Genomic DNA, 23,536 nt, shown 5'->3' on the forward strand with positions numbered 1-23,536 from the left:
GGGCGCCGGGGGGTCTCCCGCGGGGGGCGCCCCCCCCCCGGGGGGGGGGCGCCCCCCCCGACGGGTCCTCACAGGCCCTCGAGGGCTGTTACGCCTCGTCGGCCGGGGCCGGGACGGACGACGGGGACTGCTCCTCCGCCGCCACCGACTGCTTCGCCGCCTTCTTGGCCGCCGACTTCTTGGCCGTTGTCTTCTTGGTGGCGGCCTTCTTCGCCACGGCCTTCTTGGCGGTGGCCTTCTTGGCCGCCGGAGCCTTCTTCGCAGCGGTCTTGCGAGCCGCCTTCTTCACCGGGGCGGGGGCCTCGGCATCGGCCTCCGGAGCGGCTTCGGCCGCGGCCTCGGGCTGTGGCTGCTCCACCGACGCGCCGGAGGCCGAAACGACCATGACGGCCGAGTCCTCGGAACTCTTCGGCGCACCGGCCGGAGCAGTCGCCTTCCGGGTCGCCCGGCGGCGTGTACGGGCCGGGGCGGGCTCCGCAGCCGGCACCTCCGCCGCTGCCGGGGCCGCCTGGGCCTCGGGCTGCGGCTCGGGCTTCGTCTCCGGGACCGGAGTGACGACGACGGCCGCCTCCTCCGATGCCTTCGGCGAGCCCGCGGGCGCCGACGCCTTGCGGGACCCCCGGCGGCGCGTACGGGTGGGGGTACCTCCCATGCCCTTGAGGCCATGGGGGCGCGTCGCCGCCGCCTCTGCCTCGGCCGCGGTGCTGAACAGGTCCTCGTCCGGGGTGAAGGCCGGCTCCGGCAGCCGCATCGGCTCGGCGGTCTCGGCCGCGAGCTCGGCAACGGTCTCCGGCTCCAGGACCGGCTCCTCGTCCACGTGCTCGTGCGTGAGCTCGGGCTGCTGGCCGCCGCCCTTGCCCTTCCGCTTGCGCTTGCCGCCGCCCCCACCGCCGCCGACCGTGGCCGGCTGCTCCATGTGGACGATGACGCCGCGCCCGTTGCAGTGCACACAGGTCTCGGAGAACGACTCCAGCAGGCCCTGGCCGACCCGCTTGCGGGTCATCTGGACCAGGCCGAGCGAGGTGACCTCGGCGACCTGGTGCTTCGTACGGTCCCGGCCCAGGCACTCCAGCATCCGCCGCAGCACCAGGTCCCGGTTGGACTCCAGCACCATGTCGATGAAGTCGACCACGATGATGCCGCCGAGGTCGCGCAGCCGCAGCTGGCGCACGATCTCCTCGGCCGCCTCCAGGTTGTTCCTGGTGACCGTCTCCTCGAGGTTGCCGCCCTGGCCGGTGAACTTGCCGGTGTTGACGTCGATGACGATCATCGCTTCGGTCCGGTCGATCACCAACGAGCCGCCGCTGGGCAGCCAGACCTTGCGGTCCAGCGCCTTCATCAGCTGCTCGTCGATCCGGTACGTGGCGAAGACATCGACCTCCGACGTCCACCTCTGCAGCCGGTCGGAGAGGTCCGGAGCGACGTGCGAGACGTATCCGTGGATGGTCTCCCAGGCCTCGTCGCCACTGACGATGACCTTGGTGAAGTCCTCGTTGAAGATGTCGCGGACGACTCGGACCGTCAGGTCCGGCTCGCCGTAGAGCAGGGACGGCGCGTTGCCGCCCTTCGCGTTCCGCTGGATCTCCTCCCACTGCGCCTGCAGCCGCTGGACGTCACGCCGCAGCTCGTCCTCGCTCGCGCCCTCCGCGGCCGTACGGACGATGACGCCCGCGTCCTCGGGGACGATCTTCTTGAGGATCGACTTCAGACGCGCGCGCTCGGTGTCGGGGAGCTTGCGGCTGATGCCGGTCATCGAGCCCTCGGGCACATAGACCAGGTAGCGGCCGGGGAGGGAGACCTGGCTGGTCAGCCGGGCGCCCTTGTGGCCGATCGGGTCCTTGGTGACCTGCACGAGGACGGACTGGCCGGACTTCAGCGCGGTCTCGATACGGCGCGGCCCGTTGGCCATGCCCAGGGCCTCGAAGTTCACCTCACCGGCATAGAGGACGGCGTTGCGCCCCTTGCCGATGTCGACGAACGCGGCCTCCATGGACGGCAGCACGTTCTGGACCTTGCCCAGGTAGACGTTGCCGACGTAGCTGGTGGCCTGCTCCTTGTTGACGAAGTGCTCGACGAGGACATCGTCCTCCAGCACACCGATCTGGGTGCGGTCGCCGTTCTGGCGCACCACCATCACGCGCTCGACGGCCTCACGGCGGGCCAGGAACTCGGCCTCGGTGATGATCGGCACCCGGCGGCGGCCCTGCTCGCGGCCCTCGCGGCGGCGCTGCTTCTTCGCCTCCAGGCGGGTCGAGCCCTTGATGGACTGCACCTCGTCGGACGGCTCGGCCTTGGGGCGCGGCTCGCGGACCTTGACGACCGTACGCTCCGGGTCGTCGGCACCGGTCCCGGTTGCCGCGGGCTCGGCGCCGTCCCCGCTGCGACGCCGACGGCGACGGCGGCGACGGCTGCTGCTGGAGCCTCCGCCCGGGCCCTCCTCGTCCGCCCGGTCCTCGGCGTCGACGGATCGGTCCTGCTCGGACTCCTCGGTGTCGTCCTCGCCCTCGGACGTCTCATCGGCACCGTCGGCCGACTCGCCCCGGCGGCGGCGACGGCCGCCACGACGGCGACGGCGGGACGGGCGGTCGCCCGACTCGTCGTCGGTCTCGGCCCTGTCCTCGGCCTCGGCCTCGGCCTCGGTCTCCGGCTCGGCCTCGGCCCGCTCGGCGGCGGCCCGGGCGAGCTCGGGGGTGCTCTCCTCGGCCGCGGCACCGCGGCGGCGGCGACGGCGGGAGCCGGTGGTCGCCGCGGGCTGCGGCTCCTCCTCGGGCTCCTCGTCCCGGCTGCCCGCGGCCTCGGCGGCCGCAGCTGCGGCGGCGCTCTCCGGGGTCTGGAACATGGGCTCGGTGAAGACAGGCGCCTGGAACACGGCGGTCGGCGGCTGCGCGGCCTTCCTCCGGCGGCCGGCCGTCGGCGGAGCGGCGGGCTCCTCCGTCTCGCCGGCTTGGCCTGCCTTCTCGGCCTTCTGCTCGGCTACCGACTTCCGCGTCGCGCGGCGCCGGCTCCGCTCCGGCGGGGCATCCACCGCGTCGGCGACGGTGACCGGCTCGGCCTCCGCCTCCGCCTCCGCGTCGGCGTCGGTGGTCTCGGTCTCCGCCTCGGCAGCGGCCGCCTTACGGCCCGCGCGCCGACGCGTACGGCCACGGGGCGCCTCGTCCTCCTTGGAAGGAGCGGCCTCCGTCTCGGGCCGGCTGTCGGCAGTGGTCTCGGCGGCGGCCTCAGCAGCGGGCTCGCTCGGCGCGGCCGACTCCTCGGTCTCCCCGGCCTGCGGCGCGCCCTCGGGCGCGGTCACCTTGCGGGTGGCCCGGCGGCGGGTACGGCCGCGCGGCGCCTCATCACCGGACGCACTCGTCGCGCCGGTCTCGCCGGTCGCGGGCGGAGCGTCGGAAGCGGCATCAGCGGCCGCGGTGTCCTCCGCGGCAGGGGCGGGGGTCTCCTGCGCGGGCTCGGCGGCCTGCGGCGCACCCGCCGGAGCGGTCGCCTTACGGGCTGCCCGGCGGCGCGTACGGCCACGCGGCGCCTCGTCGTCACCGGACGCACCGGTCCCGGCCTCCGGGGAAGCCTCGGCACCGCCGGAAGCAGTCGGAGTGTCCTCGGCGGCACCGGCGGCAGCACCGGAAACGGTGCTCGTGTCACTCGGTGCCACGGCCTCGCTCACCGGCGGCGCACCCGCCGGAGCGGTCGCCTTACGGGTCGCACGGCGGCGCCGCGGGGGCGCGGGCTCCTCCGCCGGGGCCGCAGGGGCCACGTCCGCTTCGGCGACCGTCTCTTCTGGCGTCATCTCGTTCTCGTCGCGCGGCGTGGCAGCGGCACCGGGGCCGAAGCCCGGGCCCGCCGTCACGGTGTGTGCCGTGTCCGTGGCCTCGGCGGCGGACCCTGTGGCCGGTATGGCTGAAACGGCCGTGGCTTCCGTGCCCGCGCCGACCGGGGGGCCGGCCGGGCGGGAAGCCGCGCGGCGGCGGCGCGGCGGCAGGTTGTCGCTGGGACTGTTGCTGTTGTCTGAGCTGTCCCCGGCGGCGCCGTTGCGCGCCGCGTCCTGGGGCTCCATAGGCTCGAGCATGCGGGCGGTTCTCCCGTCACGCTCCCGGGCGCCGCGTCGAATTCCGGCCACGGTCCGCGTGATGTGCGCGGTGCCGTCGTCCGGGGCGCGGGCGCCACACGGGAGCTGTCGTCTCGCTCGCCGGAGCCTTATTCGCGGCACCGGCGAAAGTCTGCTGTCTCGGTGCGCCTGCCGGACCCGGGTGGCTCCCTGGTGCGTCGACGGCGCGTCGACGTGTCCTCAGTCCTCCAACGGCAGGGAGCGCGGCTCGCGTGCCCTGCCGACGGACGACCTACGCGGAACCTTCCGACGCCTTCGCGGCGGCAAGCCCGGCGGCCGTGGGTGGGGCGGCCGTGACTGCCTCGCGGTCGGGCGCGAGCGGGTCGGTCACCGTGCCGGACTCCTCGTCGAACAGCCCCTGCGCCAGCCTGGTCACCGCTGCGGGGACCGGCGGCGCCAGGTCGGCCGTAGCTCGGAGACCGGACAGGACGTCGTCGGGTCGTACGGCAGGTGTGGAATGCCGAACAACCAGCCGCAGTATCGCACAGGCCACCTCCCCGGGCCTATCAGGAGGCTCTTCGAGGGCCTCGAGGCGGACCACGGCGCCACGTGCGTCGAAGGTCCGCAACCCATTTTTCGTACGCCGCTCGACCTCCACGGTCTCCGCCGCGAGGAAGGCGGTGACGGCTCGCTCCGCCTCGGCGGATGGCACCCCGTCCAGCCTCAGCTCCCAGACGGAGGCCTCAAGCCGGTCGGCGAGCCCGGTGGTCCGGGCCTCGACGGCGGCGGTGATGTCCAGCCCGGCCGGAAGCGACTCGTCGAGCAGTTCCCGCAGCAGCTCCGGGTCCCGCCGCTCGGTGAGCGCGATCTCCAGGTACTCGGCCTCGCTGCCCGTGCCGGTGGGTGCGGCATTGGCGTACGAGACCTTGGGGTGCGGGGAGAATCCGGCCGAGTACGCCATGGGCACCTCGGCTCGGCGCAGCGCCCGCTCGAACGCGCGCTGGAAGTCGCGGTGACTGGTGAACCGGAGGCGGCCCCGCTTGGTGTAGCGCAGTCGGATGCGCTGCACCGCGGGTGCGGGCGGGGGGCCTTCGGGCTGTCGCTTGCCCAGTGTCGTTCAGTCCTTCGTGAGAGCGGTCGTCCTGTTGCCTAGAGTACGTGCCGGCCGGGCGACGGGTTCCCCGCAGGGACGCCGACCACGGCCCGGCGGTCCCGGCCGGGTGTCCCGGCGGAGACCGCCCGCGGCCCCGGACCGCGTCCGGGGGCCTTCAACGGCGGCGGGCGGGTCCCGTTACCCGACGACTTACTTGACGACGGACAGCGGCAGCAGCTTCTTGCCCGTCGGGCCGATCTGGATCTCGGTGTCCATCTGCGGGCAGACGCCGCAGTCGAAGCACGGGGTCCACCGGCAGTCCTCGACCTCGGTCTCGTCGAGCGAGTCCTGCCAGTCCTCCCAGAGCCAGTCCTTGTCGAGACCGGAGTCCAGGTGGTCCCAGGGCAGGACCTCCTCGTAGGTGCGCTCCCGGGTGGTGTACCAGTCGAGGTCGACGCCGAAGTGCGGCAGCGTCTTCTCCGCGCACTCCATCCAGAGGTCGTAGCTGAAGTGCTCACGCCAGCCGTCGAAGCGGCCGCCGGCCTCGTAGACGGCCCGGATGACCGCGCCCACGCGGCGGTCGCCCCGCGAGAGCAGGCCCTCGACGATGCCCGGCTTGCCGTCGTGGTAGCGGAATCCGATGGAACGGCCGTACTTCTTGTCGCCGCGGATCTTGTCCCGCAGCTTTCCCAGCCGGGCGTCGGTGTCCTCCGCGGAGAGCTGCGGCGCCCACTGGAAGGGGGTGTGCGGCTTGGGTACGAAGCCGCCGATGGAGACCGTGCAGCGGATGTCGTTCTTACCGGAGACCTCGCGGCCCTTGGCGATGACCTTGGTCGCCATGTCGCCGATCTGCAGCACGTCGTCATCGGTCTCGGTCGGCAGACCGCACATGAAGTACAGCTTCACCTGCCGCCAGCCGTTGCCGTACGCGGTGGCGACGGTGCGGATCAGGTCCTCCTCCGAGACCATCTTGTTGATGACCTTGCGGATGCGCTCGGAGCCGCCCTCGGGGGCGAAGGTGAGGCCCGACCGGCGGCCGTTGCGGGTCAGCTCGTTGGCGAGGTCGATGTTGAAGGCGTCGACACGGGTGGACGGGAGGGACAGGCCGATCTTGTCCTCCTCGTAGCGGTCGGCGAGGCCCTTGGCGATGTCGCCGATCTCGCTGTGGTCCGCGGAGGACAGCGACAGCAGCCCGACCTCCTCGAAACCGGTGGACTTCAGGCCCTTGTCGACCATGTCGCCGATACCGGTGATGCTCCGCTCGCGGACCGGGCGGGTGATCATGCCGGCCTGGCAGAAACGGCAGCCCCGGGTGCAGCCGCGGAAGATCTCCACGGACATCCGCTCGTGGACCGTCTCGGCCAGCGGGACCAGCGGCTGCTTCGGGTACGGCCACTCGTCGAGGTCCATGACGGTGTGCTTGGACACCCGCCACGGCACACCGGACCGGTTCGGCACGACGCGGCCGATCCGCCCGTCCGCGAGGTACTCCACGTCGTAGAACCTCGGTACGTACACGCTGCCGGTCTTGGCGAGTCGCAGCAGCAGCTCGTCCCGCCCGCCGGGCCGGCCCTCGGCCTTCCACGCGCGGATGATGTCGGTGATCTCCAGCACCGCCTGCTCACCGTCGCCGATGACCGCGCAATCGATGAAGTCCGCGACCGGCTCGGGGTTGAACGCCGCGTGACCGCCGGCGAGGATCACCGGGTGGTCCTCGGTGCGGTCCTTGGCCTCCATCGGGATGCCGGCCAGGTCGAGTGCCGTGAGCAGGTTGGTGTATCCCAGCTCGGTGGAGAAGGACACTCCGAGCACGTCGAAGGCGCCGACGGGGCGGTGGGCGTCGACGGTGAACTGCGGCACCCGGTGCTCGCGCATCAGTTCTTCGAGGTCCGGCCAGACGCTGTAGGTGCGCTCGGCGAGGACGCCCTCGCGCTCGTTCAGCACCTCGTAAAGGATCATGACGCCCTGGTTGGGCAGCCCGACCTCGTAGGCGTCGGGGTACATGAGCGACCAGCGCACATCGCAGGCGTCCCAGTCCTTGACGGTGGAGTTGAGCTCTCCGCCGACGTACTGGATCGGCTTCTGAACGTGCGGGAGAAGCGCTTCCAGGCGTGGGAAGACGGACTCGACAGGCATCGCGGCGTCTCTCATGAGCTGGCGGGGCCCCCGCCGAGGAGGCAGGAGAAGGATGACCATTCAGCGTACCGTGCGCCGGGGACTGCCTTCCCGGCATGGCGATCCGGCCTCCGGGACCGCCGCTGATCAGCCGCGCAGCGCGGCGCGGTACTTCTTCCTCGAGGCTTCCTTCCAGGCTTCGGGCAGCTCGTGCTCCCGGGCGGCCGCGCGCATCTCCTCGTGACCGAAGAGCACGCCGAAGGTGAAAGCGCTCTCGCCCGACGCCTGGGACTGCACGGCGAGGTCCCGCAGGGCGCCGCGGGCGACCACGCTGTCCTGGTGGTCGCCGAGCACGTCCTGCAGCGTCTTCATGTGCCTGACGAACCTCTTCGCCGGCTTGCCGATGGCCGGGCGGGCCGTTTCGGCGGCGTAGCGGACGCGCTTGGCCGCCTTACGGGCCTCGTGCATGGCGATGTCCCGCTCGGTGCCCTCCGCGGCGGACAGAGCCTTGTCCATCCGCCCGGACAGCCGCTTGAAGTCGCGGAGGATCGCGGCGGGGAGGACATCCGGCGGCTTGCTGCCCGCGCCGGGGAGCAGCGGAGGATCGGCGATCAGCACATCGAGGGTGTCGAGGAGGGCGAGGTAGCGCTCGCTGTCGAGGACGGTGGTGACCTGGTGGCGGGAGCCGCTGCGCTGGGCGTTCGACCAGGTACGGAGCCGGCCGCGGACGGGTCCGATGAGGAGGTTGTGGGGCAGTTCGCCCAGCCGCTCGTACAGCCGAGCGGTGAGCACCTCCCGGTCGCGGTCGACACCGAGTTCGGCGGCGAGCCATTTCAGCTCGTCGCTGACCGGGTCGGTCACGCCTCGGTCGAGGATCTTGCGGAAGGACTTGAAGGCGCTGCGCATCCGGCGGGTGGCGACGCGCATGCGGTGGACCGAGTCGGGCTCGTCACGGCGGACGGCGGGGTCGAGCTCGATGATCGCTGTGACCTGGACGCGCAGATAGCGCAGCAGGTGGTCACCCGCGGTCGGCCGGTCCGGCGGGGCCGTCGTCCTACCGGGCTTCGGCTTCTTTCCGCCCTTCTTTCCGCCCTTCTTCCCCGCGTTCTTTCCGTCCGCCTTCTCGGCCTTCTTCCCGGACGTCGCTGCTGCGGACTGCTCCGTGCCGGGCTTCTCCCCTGCCGCCGTCTCCGCTCCGGGGCGGGTCTCGGCGAGGGCCCTGGCCAGCTTGGAGGGACCGGCGGCACGCCGTATCCCGGCGCTGCGCAGGACCTGCTCGACCGCGTCGAGTATCCCGGGGTCGGCGCCCTGCGCGAGTTCGACTTCGATCTCGGTCCAGCGCGCTGTGGCGCCGGCGCCTTCGCCCGCGCCGCCGCTGAGCCGCTCGGCGATGACCACGTCGACGCTGACCTCGGCGAGCAGCGCATCGGAGGCGTCGAGAAGGTGGCGCAGGTCCCGCTCGGTCCGCAGCCGTACGACCGGTTCGAGCGGGGCGGTGCGGACCCGCGACCGTACGAGCCGAGCCAGCTCCCGTGGCAGCTCATCGGTGACCGGGGCGCGGATCTCCTCGCGCTCGTCCGGGCCGATGGGCAGCTTGAGGTGCCAGCCCTCGTCGTGCCCGCCGGTTCTGCGGCGCAGGGTGATGCCGTCCGCCGCGAGCCTCTCCCCCGGGGTGTCGTAATACGTGGCGCCGAGGGCGGTGACGCCCTTGTCGACCACGGTCGCGACCCCGGGGACACCCGTCAGGTCGGGCAGCCCGTTCTCGGTGGCCTCGTACTTGCGCTCGATCTCCCGCACCGGGTCCGCCATGTCATGAATCTAGCCGGAGGAGCCGGAGATATGCAGTGCGGGCGATATCCGCTAGGCGGATACGCGGCGCTGGACTCTGATGGACTGGAGCAGGCCGATGGCGATCCAGACGGCGAACATCGATGTGCCGCCGTAGCTGACGAAGGGCAGTGGCAGGCCCGCGACCGGCATGATGCCCAGCGTCATTCCGATGTTCTCGAAGGACTGGAAGGCGAACCAGGCGATGATCCCGGCGGCGACGACCGTGCCGTACAACTCGGTCGTGTCGCGGGCGATGCGGCAGGCGCGCCACAGGATGACACCGAGCAGCAGGATGATCAGGCCCGCGCCGAGGAATCCGAGTTCCTCCCCGGCGACGGTGAAGATGAAGTCGGTCTGCTGCTCGGGAACGAACTGTCCGGTGGTCTGGTGACCGTTGAACAGGCCCGTCCCGCTCAGGCCGCCCGAGCCGACGGCGATACGGGCCTGGTTGGTGTTGTAGCCGACGCCCGCCGGGTCGAGCTCGGGGTTGGCGAAGGCAGCGAACCGGTTGAGCTGGTAGTCGTCGAGGAGATGCAGCTGCCAGACGGCGATGGCGCCGGCCGCGCCGGTGGCGATCAGACCGATCACCCAGCGGTTGGACGCGCCGGAGGCGAGCAGCACCCCGAGCACGATCACCACGATCACCATCACCGAGCCGAGGTCCGGCATCAGCATGATGATCCCGATGGGCAGCGCGGCCAGGCCGAGGGCCTGGACGACAGTGCGGTGGTCGGGGTGCAGCCGGTCACCCGCGTCCACCCGCGCCGCCAGCAGCATCGCCATCCCGAGGATGATCGTGATCTTGGCGAACTCGGAGGGCTGGAGGGAGAATCCGCCGCCGATCTGGATCCACGCGTGCGATCCGTTGATGGTCGAGCCGAGCGGGGTGAGGACCGCGGCGGTGAGCACCACGGAGACGCCGTACAGCACGGGGACCGCGCCGCGCAGGGTGCGGTGGCCCAGCCACATCGTGCCGATCATCAGGGCGAGCCCGATACCGGTGTTGAGGGCGTGCCGGAACAGGAAGTAGTACTGGTCGCCCTGGTTGAGCTCGGTACGGTTGCGGGTCGCCGACCAGACGAGCAGTGAGCCGAGTACGGAGAGCAGTACTGCCGAGCCCAGCATGATCCAGTCGAGCCGGCGGAACAGCGAGTCGCGCGCGGTGAGCTTGGCCCAGGTGCCGAGCTCGGGGGTGTAACGCCGGATGGAGAAGCTGTTGTTCGGGCTGGTCACTAGTGCCTCCGCCGATCCAGGGCGGCCGCCAGCTCAACGGCTTCCGTCGAATTGGCAGGCTTCGGGGTCTCGTACGGCTTGACCGGCTGGGACTCGATCGTGCCGTCCCTCTCGACCTTCGGCAGCTCCTTCTGCGGCTCCGGCAGCAGGGCGCGCTCCTTGTCGATGCCGCCCTTCTCGTCGACCCCGTACAGCGCGTTGTAGATGTTGCGCACCGCGGGACCGGAGGCGCCGGAGCCGGTGCCGCCCTGCGAGATCGTCATGACGATCGAGTAGTCCTTGGTGTAGGTCGCGAACCAGGAGGTGGTCTGCTTGCCGTAGACCTCCGCCGTACCGGTCTTCGCGTGCATCTCGATCTTGTCCTGGGGCCAGCCGCCGAACCGCCAGGCGGCGGTGCCTCGGGTGGCGACACCGGCGAGCGCCTTGTCCATCTGCGAGAGGGTCTTCTTGCTCGTCGGCAGCTTGCCGTGCGTCTTGGGCCGGATCTGCTCGGTGTGCTTGCCGTCGGGGCTGATGACGGCCTTGCCCACGGTCGGGTCGTAGAGCGTTCCGCCGTTGCTGATCGCCGAGTAGATGGTCGCCATCTGGATCGGGGTGACGAGGGTGTCGCCCTGGCCGATGGCGTAGTTGACCGAGTCGTACGCGTGCAGCTTCATGCCCTCGAGGCAGCCCTCGCGGGCGAGCAGGGTGTCGAAGTCCTTCTTCTTGGGCCAGTTCTTGGCCTGTTCGCACCAGCCGTCCTTGTTGGCCTTCCAGAAGTTCTTCTTCCACTCCCGGTCGGGGACACGGCCGCTGACCTCGTTGGGGAGGTCGATGCCGGTCTCCTTGCCGAGGCCGAACTGGTGAGCGGTCTTGTAGAACCAGTCCTTGGGCTTCTTCTTCGGCTTGATGCCGCCGTCCTTCTTCCACTCCTGGTGCGAAAGGGCGTAGAAGACGGTGTCGCAGGAGACCTCGAGAGCGCGGCCCAGGTCGATGGAGCCGTGACTCTGCGACTCGAAGTTCTTGAAGACCTGTCCGCCGATGCTGTACGAGCTGCCGCAGTTGTAGCCGCCGTTGAAGTCGTAGCCCGCATTGACGGCGGCGGCGGTCGGGATCACCTTGAAGATCGAACCGGGGGCCGCCTGGCCCTGGATGGCCCGGTTGAGCAGCGGGTAGTTGGCCTTCTTGCTGGTCAGCCGCTTGTAGTCCTTGCCGTTGATACCGCCGACCCAGGCGTTCGGGTCGTAGTCGGGGTTGGAGGCCATCGCCACGACGCGCCCGGTCTTCGCTTCCATGACGACGACCGCGCCCGCGTCCGCCTCGTACGGACGGCTGGTGTTGCGGTCGATCTGCTTACGGGCTTCCTTCATCGCCCCATCCAGCTCCTTCTCCGCCAGGGACTGCACCCGGGCGTCGATGCTGGTGACCACACTCGAACCGGCCTCGGACTCGTCGCTCTTGTTCTGGCCGATGACGCGGCCGAGGTTGTCCACCTCGTAGCGGGTGACGCCGGCCTTGCCGCGCAGGTACTTGTCGTAACTGCGCTCGAGCCCGGAGCGGCCGATCTGGTCCGAGCGCAGCAGCGGGGAGCGGCTGTCCTTGGCCTGCTCGATCTCCTCGTCGGTGACGGGCGAGAGATACCCGAGGACCTGGGAGGTGTTGGCCTTCAGCGGCGCGGGGTAGCGGCGTACGGCGGTGGGCTCGGCAGTGATGCCGGGGAAGTCCTCGGCGCGCTCACGGATCTGCAGTGCCTGCTGGGTAGTGGCCTCGTCGGTGACCGGGATCGGCTGGTACGGCGAACCGTTCCAGCAGGGCTGGGGCGTCTTGGAGTCGCACAGCCGGACCTTTTCGCGGACGTCCTGCGGCTTCATGTCGAGAACCTCGGCGAGCCGGGTCAGCACCGCCTTGCCGTCGTCCTTCATCTTCAGCAGCTCGGTGCGGCTGGCCGAGACGACGAGGCGGGTCTCGTTGTCGGCGAGCGGCACTCCCCGCGCGTCGAGGATGGAACCGCGGGTGGCCGGCTGGACGACCTGCTGGACATGGTTGCTTGCGGCCTCGTGGGCGTATTCGTCGCCGTTGCGGATCTGGAGATACCAGAGGCGGCCGCCCAGGGTGAACAACAGCGAGAAGACCAGGATCTGGAGGGCGACCAGCCGGATGGTGATGCGCGAGGTCCGTCCGGTCTCGGGGATATTGCTCATAGCGCGGTGGGGGTCCCTCCCGGACGGAGTTTGGGGGAGCTTCCGTCGGCGTGGCGACTGACGGGCGGGGCAGGGCTCACAGTCGCTTGACCCCCTTGATGCGACCCACCTTGGACCTGACCGGGCGGCCGAGCATGCCGCCGCCGCGCTGGCCGCCGATGCGCCCGAGGCGTCCGGAGCGGCCCAGGCGACCGAAGCGGCCGCTCCGCACGCCGAGGAGACTGCCGGTCGTGCCGAAGCCCCGCAGGGCGTTGTCGGCTCCGGCCGTACCGCCCGCGGAATCGGTCATCGGGTCGTTGTCGGCACGGCGCGCCAGCGCCATGATCCCGGGCACCACGAAGGGCGCGAGCAGCAGGTCGTAGAGCGTTGCCGTGAAGATCAGCCGGGTGAGGCCGACCTGGCGTGCGGCGGTGTCGCCGACAAGGGCGCCCACGCCCGCGTACATCAGGGTGGTGATGACCGCGGCGGCCACGACGACGAGCAACGGTCCGGTGGCCGAGCGGAGCCGGCCGGTCTCGGGTTTGGCGAGGCCCGCGAGATAGCCGATGACGGCCAGCACGAGCGCGTACCGGCCCACCGCGTGGTCGGCGGGCGGCGCGAGGTCGGCCAGCAGGCCCGCGGAGAAGCCCACGAGAGCGCCGCCGACGTGGCCGTACACAAGGGCGAGGCCGAGTACGACGAGGAGCATCAGGTCGGGGACCGCGCCGGGCAGTTGCAGCCTGGCGAGGATGGTCACCTGGACGACGAGCGCTACGACCACGAGGGTGGCCGAGAGCAGCATCCGGTTGAAGCGCATGGTCAGCTCCTGGTGGGGCTCGCGTCGGGAGTCGGCTCGCCCGCGGCGGGAGTTGCCCCGTCCGCGGAGTCGGTCGGTTCACCCGAGGGGTCGGCGGAGCCATTGGCAGAGGGGGTGGCGGTGACCGTCACGGTGGGCGTCGGTCTGGGCTTCACCGGCGGCGGCAGCACCTTGTCACGCGGGTCCTTGCGCGGCGGCTGGACGACCACGCCGACGATGTCGAGCTTGGTGAAGCCGACGTACGGGCGGACCTGGAGCGTGCGGGTGAGGGCCCCGTTGGAGGGATCGACACGGACGACCTCGCCGACGGGCACGCCGGGTACAAAGGGCTTGTCGGCGCTCGAGCCGAAGGTGACCAGCCGGTCCCCCTTCTTCACCGTGGCCTTGCCGTTGAGGAGCTGGACGCGCAGCGGGCGGTCCCCCTGGCCGGTGGCGAAGCCGAGCTCGGCGGTCGTCTCCATGCGGGTGCCGACGGTGAAGTCCGGGTCGTTGGCGAGCAGGACGGTGGCGGTGGAGGGGCCGACGGTGGTGACCCGGCCGACCAGCCCGTCGCCGTTGAGCACGGTCATGTCGCGGGTGAGGCCGTCCTGTCTGCCGGCGTCGATGGTGACGGTCCAGGAGAAGCCCTGGGCTGCTCCTACGGCGATGACCTGCGCGCCCTTGATGCCGTACTGTCCGGCGCCCGCTGTCTTGAGCATCTTGTCCAACTCGCCTGCCCGGCCCTGGGTCCGGGCGTCGCTGCCGAGCTTGGCCTTGAGGGCGGCGTTCTCGCGCTCCAGCTTGCTGATCCGGTCGTGGCGACGGCCGGAGTCACGTACAGCACCGACGGCATTGCCGATCGGGTCGACGGCGGACGCCACGCCGTTCTCCACGGGCCCGAAGGCCGACGCGGCGGCCTGCCGGGCGCTGTCGAGCGGGGAGTCCTCGCCGCCTCGGATGTCCACCGTGATCAGTGCGAACGCGGTGGCGATCAGCAGCACCAGGAGCAGCCGGCTCTCTCGTGTGTCCCTCACGTGCGGCGGCCGTGCCTTCCTCGTCGGACCGGCGGCTGCGGGCCCGGCCGGTCGGGAATGTCATGCCTGAGTGTGAAATCGGGTGCGATTCAGGTGCCTTATTCTGCTATGCCGACGATCCGCCGCACGGATGACAGCCACCCGGGCGACGGATTCCGTCCGGGTCCATCATCTCCGCGGCTGGGAGTCCAGCACCTGCTGGAGCGCCTCGAACTCCTCGACGCACTTGCCGGAGCCCAACGCGACCGAGTCCAGCGGGTCCTCGGCGATATGGATCGGCATACCGGTCTCGCGGCGCAGCCGCTCGTCGAGGCCGCGCAGCAGCGCGCCACCGCCGGTGAGCACGATGCCGCGGTCCATCACATCGCCGGACAGCTCCGGCGGGCACTTGTCGAGCGTGGTCTTGACCGCGTCGACAATCGCGTTGACCGGCTCCTCCATGGCCTTGCGGACCTCGGCGGCGGCGATGACGACGGTCTTTGGCAGACCGCTGACCAGGTCACGACCGCGGATCTCGGTGTGCTCCTCCTCGTCCAGTTCGTACGCCGAGCCGATGGTGATCTTGATGTTCTCGGCCGTGCGCTCACCGAGGAGGAGGCTGTACTCCTTCTTGATGTGCTGGATGATCGCGTTGTCCAACTCGTCGCCGGCGACCCGGATCGACTGTGCCGTGACGATCCCGCCGAGCGAGATCACCGCGACCTCGGTGGTACCGCCGCCGATGTCCACCACCATGTTGCCGGTGGCCTCGTGGACCGGCAGGCCCGAGCCGATCGCGGCCGCCATCGGCTCCTCGATGATGTGCACCTGGCGGGCGCCGGCCTGGGTGGACGCCTCGATGACGGCGCGGCGCTCGACTCCGGTGATACCGGAGGGCACACACACCACGACCCGGGGGCGGGCCAGATAGCGGCGCTTGTGGATCTTCAGGATGAAGTAGCGCAGCATCCGCTCGGTGATCTCGAAGTCGGCGATGACGCCGTCCTTCAGCGGGCGGACCGCCACGATGTTGCCGGGGGTGCGGCCGATCATCTTCTTCGCTTCTGCACCGACCGCCAGGATTCCGCCGGTGTTGGTGTTGATGGCGACGACGGACGGCTCGTTGAGGACGATCCCGCGACCTCTGACGTACACCAGCGTGTTGGCGGTGCCGAGGTCGACAGCCATGTCACGGCCGATGAACGACATGTTGTTCCCCATGAGGATACGTCTGGCCTTCCCAGCTGGAGCGATGATGACTTATGCGTCGGCAGGGTGAGCGCTGTGAGTGTGGAGTTTCCCATCGTAGCCGCGCCGGATCGGACACGCCGCGAGGGTTACTCCGCCATTGTCAGCAGAACACGCGCCTACCCCCGTATTGGTGACGTCGTGTCGGAGTGACAGGTTCCCCCAATCGTCTCGCATATGCCAAGGGGCGATCGAATTAATTCGATCGCCCCAGGTCACAAGCGTATTACGGCTGACGAACCGTCAGGTAAAATGGGGGAAGAAAATCTTCAGCTCGCGCTCCGCGGACTGCTCCGAGTCCGACGCGTGGATGAGATTCTCCCGGACGATCGTGCCGAAGTCGCCCCGAATACTGCCCGGAGCGGCGGCGATCGGGTCGGTCGGGCCGGTCAGCATCCGTACCCCCTCGATGACCCGTTCACCCTCGACGACCAGCGCGACGACCGGGCCGGAGGACATGAACTCCACCAGCGGCTCGTAGAACGGCCGGCCGACGTGCTCGGCGTAGTGCTGCTCCAGCACCGGGCGGTCCAGGTCGCGCAGCTCCAGCGCCTTGATCTGCCAGCCGGCCTTGCGCTCGATGCGGCCGAGGATCTCACCGATCAGGCCGCGTCGTACGGCATCGGGCTTGAGAAGGACGAGCGTGCGCTGGCTCACGGTGCGGGCTCCTTTTGCTGTGATCTCCGGGGCGGTGGGAGGTGCGGCCGACGCCGCGGGCCCCGGGCACTGTGCGGGTGCGAAGAGGCTACATGGGTGAATGATGGCACCGTCACGCAGCGTCGGGCCCCTCCGTCGTCACGCAGACTCGGGGCCCTGCTCCGCCGCCGTGGCCGCGAACCGTTCCCTCGCCGCGTCGACCTTCCGCCCGTAGTGGACCGAGGCCCACCACAGGGCAGCGAAGCAGCCGCCCAGGAAGAACATCACCGGGACGACGAAGCCACTGGCGATCAGGCCGATCTGCAGCGCCCAGCCGATCGGCACCGCCCCTGGCCGGGACAGCATCCCGCAGAGCAGCACGCACACCACCATCGCGATGCCGCTGACCGTCCAGACCGTGGCCGTCGGCAGATCGGACATCTGCATGGCGACCAGACCGGCGAAGCCGATCACGAAGAACTCGCCGATGAGCGTGCTCGCACACAGCGTTCGCATCTCATGCCCTCCTGAGCAGCAGCCGGGCCTCGCCGACCGTGATCACGGAGCCGGTCACCAGCACACCCGCGCCGGAGTACTCGCTCTCCTCCTCGGACAGGGTGATCGCCGCCTCGAGGGCATCGTCGAGCCGTGGCTCGACCCCCACCCGCTCCTGGCCGAACACCTCGACCGCGAGCGCCGCCAGCTCGTCCACGTCCATCGCGCGATGGCTGGAATTCTGGGTCACCACGACCTCGGCGAAGAGCGGTTCGAGGGCCTCGAAGAAGCCCTTCATGTCCTTGTCGCCGCTGGCGCCGACCACCCCGATCAGCCGGCTGAAACCGAAGGTCTCGGTGATCGCCTCCGCCACGGCCCGCGCCCCGGCCGGGTTGTGCGCGGCGTCCAGGATGACCGTCGGGCTCTGCCGTACGACCTCCAGACGGCCCGGCGAGACCACCGAGGCGAACGCGGAGCGGACCGTATCGATGTCCAGGGTGCGGGCGTGCTGCGAGCCGATGCCGAAGAAGGCCTCGACCGCGGCCAGTGCCACCAACGCGTTGTGCGCCATGTGCGCACCGTGCAGCGGCAGAAAGACGTCCGGGTACTCGCCGCCCAGGCCGCGCAGCGTCAGCAACTGCCCGCCGACCGCGAGCTCCCGGGCGGAGATGCCGAACTCCATACCCTCACGGGCGACGGTGGCGTCCACCTCGACCGCGCGCTTGAGCATCACCTGCGCCGCATCCACCGGCTGCTGCGCGAGGACGACGGTGGCGCCCTGCTTGACGATGCCCGCCTTCTCCGTGGCGATCTCGCCGGGCGTGGGGCCCAGCCGGTCGGTGTGGTCCAGCGCGATCGGGGTCACCACGGCCACCTGGCCGTCGATCACATTGGTTGCGTCCCAGCTGCCGCCCATGCCGACCTCGACGACCGCCACATCGACCGGCGCGTCGGCGAAGGCCGCGTAGGCCATGGCCGTCAGCACCTCGAAGAAGGAGAGCCGGTGCTCCTGGCCGGCGTCGACCATCTCCACGTACGGCTGGATGTCGCGGTAGGCCTCGATGAACCCCTCGGCCGGGATCGGCGCACCGTCCAGGCTGATCCGCTCGGTCACCGACTGCACATGCGGACTGGTGTAGCGGCCGGTACGCAGCTCGAAGGCGGCCAGCAGAGCCTCGATCATCCTGGCGGTGCTGGTCTTGCCGTTGGTGCCGGTGATGTGGATGGAGGGGTACGAGCGCTGCGGCGAGCCGAGGACGTCCATCAGGGCCTCGATACGTACCAGCGACGGATCGAGTTGGGTCTCCGGCCAGCGCCCGGCCAGCTCTTTCTCGACCTCGCGCAGCGCGCGGTCGACCTCGGGGTCCTCCGGGCGGACGGGGATGCCGTCGCCCTGCGGCGGACCGGCCTGGGTGCGCAGGGTCCGGCTGCCGGCCTCGATCACCGCCAGATCGGGATCGCGCTCGGTCTCCGCGTCGACAATCTCGTCGAAAGTGTCGGGGTTGTCGGGGTCGTCGTTCTGGGGGCGCTTACTCACGCGCCCAGTCTACGGAGCCGGTGCGGCTGCATTGCGCCCGGCAGGGGGCGCTCCCCGCGATAGGGAGCCGATACGGAGTCACGGCTGGGGACACTCCCCCAGCTCGGGCCGGGGACCCCACCCAGCGGCAGCCGGAGGTGTACGACGCCGCCGGGCTGCCTGCTCCGCCGGGGTTCTCGGCCTTGCGGGTGCCTGGGCTGCCCGGCGACGCGGGGAGCCCGGGGCAGGTCCCCCTGTCCCGGGCGGCCGGGTTCGCCCGGCCGCCCGTGCCGGGCCGACCGGCCCGGGGGCGGAGGCCTACGCCTGCGGGAGCGCCGACAGCTGGGCGGTGATGCGCTCGATGTCCGCCTCCGCCGTCGCGAGCCGGGTGCGGATCTTCTCCTTGACCGGCTCCGGGGCCTTGGCCAGGAACGCCTCGTTGCCGAGCTTCGCAGTCGCCTGCGCCTTCTCCTTCTCGGCCGCGGCGAGGTCCTTGGCGAGCCGCTTGCGCTCGGCCTCGACATCGATCACGCCCGACAGGTCGAGGGCGACCGTAGCGCCCGCGACCGGCAGGGTCGCGGTGGCCGTGAAGCCCTCGCCCTCCGGCTGGAGGCGCAGCAGCTGCCGGATCGCGTCCTCGTGGGGCGCGAGCGCCGTACCGGACAGCTCCAGGTGGGCCGGGACCCGCTGGCCCGGCTGGAGGCCCTGGTCGGCGCGGAACCGGCGGACCTCGGTGACCACCTGCTGGACGGTCTCGATCTCCCGCTCGGCAGCCGTGTCACGGAAGCCGCTGTCGGCCGGCCAGTCGGCGATGACGGCCGACTCCTGAGCGGTGAGTGTGGTCCAGAGTGTGTCGGTGACGAACGGGACCACGGGGTGCAGCAGCCGCAGCGTGACGTCCAGCACCTCGCCGAGAACCCGGCGTGAGGCGTCCGCCGCGGGACCGCCCTTCTGGAAGGTGGTCTTGGACAGCTCGACGTACCAGTCGAAGACCTCGTCCCAGGCGAAGTGGAAGAGGGTCTCGCTGAGCTTGGAGAACTGGTAGTCGTCGTAGTACGCGTCCACCTCGGCGACCACGCTGTTCAGCCGGGAGAGGATCCAGCGGTCCTCGGCCCGCAGCTCCGAGGGGGACGGAAGTTCGCCCTCGACCGTTGCGCCGTTCATCAGCGCGAAGCGCGTCGCGTTCCAGATCTTGTTGGCGAAGTTCCGGGACGCCTGGACCCAGTCCTCGCCGATCGGCACGTCGACACCCGGGTTGGCACCGCGGGCCAGGGTGAAGCGGACGGCGTCGGAGCCGTACTTGTCCATCCAGTCCAGCGGGTTGACCGCGTTCCCGAAGGACTTCGACATCTTCTTGCCGAACTGGTCGCGGACCATGCCGTGCAGGGCGATGGTGTGGAACGGCGGTGTGCCGTCCATCGCGTAGATCCCGAACATCATCATCCGGGCGACCCAGAAGAAGAGAATGTCGTAGCCCGTGACCAGGACCGCGTTCGGGTAGAACTTCCCGAGCGTCTCGGTCTGCTGGGGCCAGCCGAGCGTGGAGAACGGCCACAGGCCGGAGGAGAACCAGGTGTCCAGGACGTCGCTGTCCTGGTGCCAGCCCTCGCCGCTCGGCGGCTGCTCGTCCGGGCCGACGCAGACGACCTCGCCGTCGGGCCCGTACCAGACCGGGATCCGGTGGCCCCACCACAGCTGCCGCGAGATGCACCAGTCGTGCAGGTTGTCGACCCAGCCGAAGTAGCGGGACTCCATCTCCTTGGGGTGGATCGCGACCTTGCCGTCGCGGACGGCGTCGCCCGCGGCCTGGGCGAGCGGGCCGACCTTGACCCACCACTGCATGGACAGCCGCGGCTCGATGGTGGTCTTGCAGCGCGAGCAGTGGCCGACGGAGTGGGTGTACGGGCGCTTCTCGTCGACGATCCGGCCCTCGGCACGCAGCGCGGCGACGATCGCCGACCGGGCCTCGAAGCGGTCGAGTCCCTGGAACGGCCCGTGTGCGGTGATGACTCCGCGCTCGTCGAGGACGGCGGGCGCCGGCAGGTCGTGCCGCCGGCCGATCTCGAAGTCGTTCGGGTCGTGGGCCGGGGTGACCTTGACGGCGCCGGTGCCGAACTCCGGGTCGACGTGCTCGTCCGCGACGACGGGGATACGGCGTCCGGTGAGCGGGAGTTCGATCTCGGTGCCGACGAGGTGCCGGTACCGCTCGTCCTCGGGGTGGACCGCGACCGCGGTGTCGCCGAGCATCGTCTCGGCGCGGGTCGTCGCGACGACGACGGAGCCCCCGTCACCGGCGGACGAGGTGTCGCCGTACCGGATCGAGACGAGTTCGCCCTCGTCGTCCTGGTACTCCACCTCGATGTCGGAGATGGCGGTCAGACAGCGCGGGCACCAGTTGATGATGCGCTCGGCGCGGTAGATCAGCTCGTCGTCGTAGAGCTTCTTGAAGATGGTCTGGACGGCCTGGGACAGGCCTTCGTCCATGGTGAACCGCTCGCGCGACCAGGCGACGCCGTCGCCGAGGCGCTTCATCTGTCCGGAGATCTGCCCGCCGGACTCGCCCTTCCACTTCCAGACCCGCTCGACGAACGCCTCACGGCCCAGGTCGTGACGGGACTTGCCCTCCTTGGCCAGTTCGCGCTCGACGACGTTCTGGGTGGCGATACCGGCGTGGTCCATGCCCGGCTGCCACAGCGTCTCGTAACCCTGCATCCGCTTACGGCGGGTGAGGGCGTCGATCAGCGTGTGCTCGAAAGCGTGGCCGAGGTGGAGGGAACCGGTGACGTTCGGCGGCGGGATGACGACGGTGTAGGGCTCTTTGTCGCTCTTCGCGTCCGCCTCGAAGTAGCCCCGCTCCACCCAGCGCTCGTACAGCTGCCCCTCTACATCGGCCGGCGTGTACTGGGTCGGCAGATCTGCTGCGGGCGGACTGGTCGGATTCACTGCCCCGTCGTGGGGGCGCTGGGTGTTGTCGGTCACGACGGTCAGTCTAAGGGCCTGGCGGGGGCTGTTACGAACCGCTTCTTCGGCGTCCGGCGCCCGCGGCGGGCGCTTCCGTGCCAGTCTGGGCAGGCGCCGCGGCACCGGCAACCCCCGGGCGCTCCCGGGGCCCGGAGCGAGTGATCCCAGCCGGGCGGGAGCAACATCCGACGCACCGCGAGATCGCGTGTCCGTATTCGGCAACTGTGCCGTTCCTGCCCCGTCGACAGTTTCCAACCTGTTGCAGCCCCGGGGTAAAGAGCGCGTAAGTCGTCCGAGAGGATGTGGCGCAACTGTCTTGCCAACGAGGGGATGCAATGAGCTACAACCAGCCGCCGCCGCAGCCGGGTCCGTACGGAGGGGGCGCACCCAACCCGTACGGCCAGGGCGGTGGGGCCGGGCAGCCGGGGAACGGGTACCCGCAGCAGCCGGGCGCGGGCCAGGTGCCGCCGCAACAGCAGGGCTACGGCTACCCCGGGCAAGGCCAGCCGCAGCAGCCCGGCCCGTACGGCCAGCAGCAGCAGCCCCTGTACGGCCAGCAGCAGCCCCCCGGTCCCTATGGTCAGCAGCAATCCCCTGGTCCCTACGGCGGGCCCGGCCAGCAGCCCCCGTACGGACAGATGCCGGGTATGCCCCCGCAGGGCAGCGGCATGGGCGGCGGCAACAAGAAGACCGGCCTCATCATCGGTGCGGTCGTGGCGATCGTCGCGATCGGCGCCGGTGTCTACTTCCTCGCCGGCGGCGGAGCGGAGGACGACGGCCCGCACAAGCTCACCACTCCGGCGACGGTGGCCTCGGACTTCAAGCGCCAGGGCGACGGCAGGGACGACTCGAGCATGAGCTCCGGTGACAAGAACGACCTCAAGCAGATTCCGGGGGTGTCCGACCCCCACCCGGTGCAGGCCGAGTACGCCTCCGCCGCCAAGAAGCAGATGCTGCTGACCGGTGTCTGGGGCGATGTCGAATCGCCGGAGCAGGTCGTCGACGCGATGTTCGTCGTGCTGGCGAAGTCCGCTTCGGAGGAGGCGGACAGCGACATCAAGCCGCTCGGCAGCCCGGAGACGTTCGAGCCCGATGGGCTCGGCGCCGCCGTCATGAAGTGCCAGAAGTTCCAGATCACCAACGACGACCCCAGCGCTCCGGTGAAGTCCGCCGAGCTGCCCGTGTGCATCTGGGGCGACTCCAGCACGGTCGGCGGGGTCATGACCATCGACCCGGTGGCCGCCATCGCAGGCAAGGCCGACCTCGGGGCCGCTGCGGAGACCGCCGCCAAGGTGCGGGGCGACGCCCGCGTCGCAATCAAGAAGTAGCCATCGCGAGAGGAACCCCATGAGTTACAACCAGCCGGGCCCGTACGGCGGCCAGCCGCCGCAGCAGCCCGGCCCGTATGGCGGCCAGCCGCAGCAGCCCGGCCCCTACGGCCAACCGCCGCAGCAGCCAGGCCCGTACGGCGGCCAGCCGCAGCAGCCGCAGGGCCAGCCCGGATACGGCTACCCCCAGCAGGCCCCGCAGGGCGTTCCGCCCCAGCCGGGCTACGGCTACCCGCAGCAGGGCCCGCCGCACCAGCCCGGCCCGTACGGCCAGCCACAGCAGCCCGGTTATGGCACCATGCCCCCGCCGCCCCCGCAGGGCCGCGGAAACGGCAAGGTGATCGGCATCATCGCGGGTGTCGTGGGCCTGGTCGTGATAGTCGGCGGCGCGATCGTCCTGCTGGGCGGCGGAGGAGGCGGCGACTACAAGCTGACCGCTCCCGAATCGGTGCTCGCCGGCAAGTACACCAAGGACGACAGCCAGAAGCTGCCGCAGTCCCAGAACGTCAGTGACCAGGGCATCGAGGACGGCAAGTCCGTCAGCGCGTCCTACAAGAGCGGCGACAGCCAGATGGCGTTCGCGGGCGCGTACGGCGATGTCACCGAACCTGAGACTGCGGTCGACAAGATTTTCACCGACGCCTTCAAGAACACCAACGCCACAGAGCAGAAACCGGCCGGGTTCGACGGCGACATCATGAAGTGCGGCGAGATGGACCTGGGCCTCTACAAGGCACCGGTGTGCGTGTGGGCCGACGACAGTACGGCCGCTGCGGCCATGCACATGCCGTCGGTCGAGGCCGGCCCCGATGCTCTCACTCAGAAGCCGTCGATCGAGGAGTGGGCGGAGACCACCGCGAAGCTCCGCAACGAAGTCCGCGTCAAGAAGTAGGTCCGGTACGTGGGCCGGTGAGGCATCGTCCTGCGGGAGTCCGCAGGAGTCGGCAACCCGCAACCCGCGCATACGAGAAGGGGGGCGCGCGCCCGGGACCAACGCGCCAACCAAAATAATAGACAAAAACAAAAAAGAAAAACGAAAAAAAACATAAGTAAAAAAATAAAAAAAGAAAGGAA

General features: G+C 70.3%; 15 protein-coding genes. 2 read left to right on the forward strand and 13 right to left on the reverse strand.

From position 1 onward, the window contains the following. Window positions 1-88 precede the first annotated feature (88 nt). The 13 genes from ABZW18_RS29680 to ABZW18_RS29740 all read right to left on the reverse strand — a co-directional run bounded on the left by ABZW18_RS29680 (window position 89) and on the right by ABZW18_RS29740 (window position 21,116). Window positions 89-4,060, reverse strand: coding sequence for an Rne/Rng family ribonuclease (locus ABZW18_RS29680; RefSeq protein WP_356193364.1), 3,972 nt, complete (start codon window positions 4,058-4,060; stop codon window positions 89-91). 271 nt (window positions 4,061-4,331) lie between these two features. Beyond that, window positions 4,332-5,108, reverse strand: coding sequence for a TIGR03936 family radical SAM-associated protein (locus ABZW18_RS29685; protein ID WP_356193366.1), 777 nt, complete (start codon window positions 5,106-5,108; stop codon window positions 4,332-4,334). Window positions 5,109-5,342: 234 nt separating this feature from the next. Then, entirely contained in the window at window positions 5,343-7,268 is a 1,926-nt protein-coding gene (locus ABZW18_RS29690) for a TIGR03960 family B12-binding radical SAM protein (protein ID WP_356193368.1), read from the reverse strand. 126 nt (window positions 7,269-7,394) lie between these two features. Next, on the reverse strand, window positions 7,395-9,056 hold the full coding sequence (locus ABZW18_RS29695; protein WP_356193370.1) for a CYTH and CHAD domain-containing protein: 1,662 nt from the start codon (window positions 9,054-9,056) through the stop codon (window positions 7,395-7,397). Window positions 9,057-9,107: 51 nt separating this feature from the next. Next, window positions 9,108-10,310: a rod shape-determining protein RodA gene (rodA, locus tag ABZW18_RS29700; RefSeq protein WP_356193371.1), complete on the reverse strand. Its 1,203-nt coding sequence runs from the start codon at window positions 10,308-10,310 to the stop codon at window positions 9,108-9,110. Then, entirely contained in the window at window positions 10,310-12,490 is a 2,181-nt protein-coding gene (mrdA, locus tag ABZW18_RS29705; RefSeq protein ID WP_356193373.1) for a penicillin-binding protein 2, read from the reverse strand. The genes rodA and mrdA overlap by 1 nt, the downstream gene beginning before the upstream one ends. A gap of 76 nt (window positions 12,491-12,566) precedes the next feature. Then, a complete protein-coding gene (gene mreD, locus ABZW18_RS29710) occupies window positions 12,567-13,286 on the reverse strand; it encodes a rod shape-determining protein MreD (protein WP_356193375.1) in 720 nt (239 codons plus the stop codon). Window positions 13,287-13,288: 2 nt separating this feature from the next. After that, a complete protein-coding gene (gene mreC, locus ABZW18_RS29715; RefSeq protein WP_356193377.1) occupies window positions 13,289-14,299 on the reverse strand; it encodes a rod shape-determining protein MreC in 1,011 nt (336 codons plus the stop codon). Between the two features lie 168 nt (window positions 14,300-14,467). Beyond that, entirely contained in the window at window positions 14,468-15,487 is a 1,020-nt protein-coding gene (locus ABZW18_RS29720; RefSeq protein ID WP_356193392.1) for a rod shape-determining protein, read from the reverse strand. A gap of 282 nt (window positions 15,488-15,769) precedes the next feature. Further along, complete coding sequence (gene ndk / locus ABZW18_RS29725; RefSeq protein WP_356193380.1) at window positions 15,770-16,183, reverse strand: nucleoside-diphosphate kinase; 414 nt, start codon at window positions 16,181-16,183, stop codon at window positions 15,770-15,772. Window positions 16,184-16,321: 138 nt separating this feature from the next. Next, on the reverse strand, window positions 16,322-16,678 hold the full coding sequence (locus ABZW18_RS29730; RefSeq protein ID WP_356193383.1) for a DUF4233 domain-containing protein: 357 nt from the start codon (window positions 16,676-16,678) through the stop codon (window positions 16,322-16,324). A 1-nt stretch (window position 16,679) separates the two neighbouring features. Then, on the reverse strand, window positions 16,680-18,194 hold the full coding sequence (locus ABZW18_RS29735; protein WP_356193385.1) for a folylpolyglutamate synthase/dihydrofolate synthase family protein: 1,515 nt from the start codon (window positions 18,192-18,194) through the stop codon (window positions 16,680-16,682). Between the two features lie 297 nt (window positions 18,195-18,491). Next, complete coding sequence (locus tag ABZW18_RS29740) at window positions 18,492-21,116, reverse strand: valine--tRNA ligase (RefSeq protein WP_356193394.1); 2,625 nt, start codon at window positions 21,114-21,116, stop codon at window positions 18,492-18,494. Window positions 21,117-21,469: 353 nt separating this feature from the next. Here ABZW18_RS29740 and ABZW18_RS29745 point away from each other — a divergent pair, with 353 nt between their 5' ends. Further along, window positions 21,470-22,462: a hypothetical protein gene (locus ABZW18_RS29745; protein ID WP_356193387.1), complete on the forward strand. Its 993-nt coding sequence runs from the start codon at window positions 21,470-21,472 to the stop codon at window positions 22,460-22,462. Window positions 22,463-22,481: 19 nt separating this feature from the next. Beyond that, window positions 22,482-23,354 carry a hypothetical protein gene (locus ABZW18_RS29750; RefSeq protein ID WP_356193390.1) on the forward strand — a complete coding sequence of 291 codons (873 nt, stop codon included), beginning with the start codon at window positions 22,482-22,484 and terminating at the stop codon, window positions 23,352-23,354. Window positions 23,355-23,536: the final 182 nt, after the last annotated feature.

Source organism: Streptomyces sp. NPDC004647 (assembly GCF_040609575.1).
Classification (GTDB): domain Bacteria; phylum Actinomycetota; class Actinomycetes; order Streptomycetales; family Streptomycetaceae; genus Streptomyces.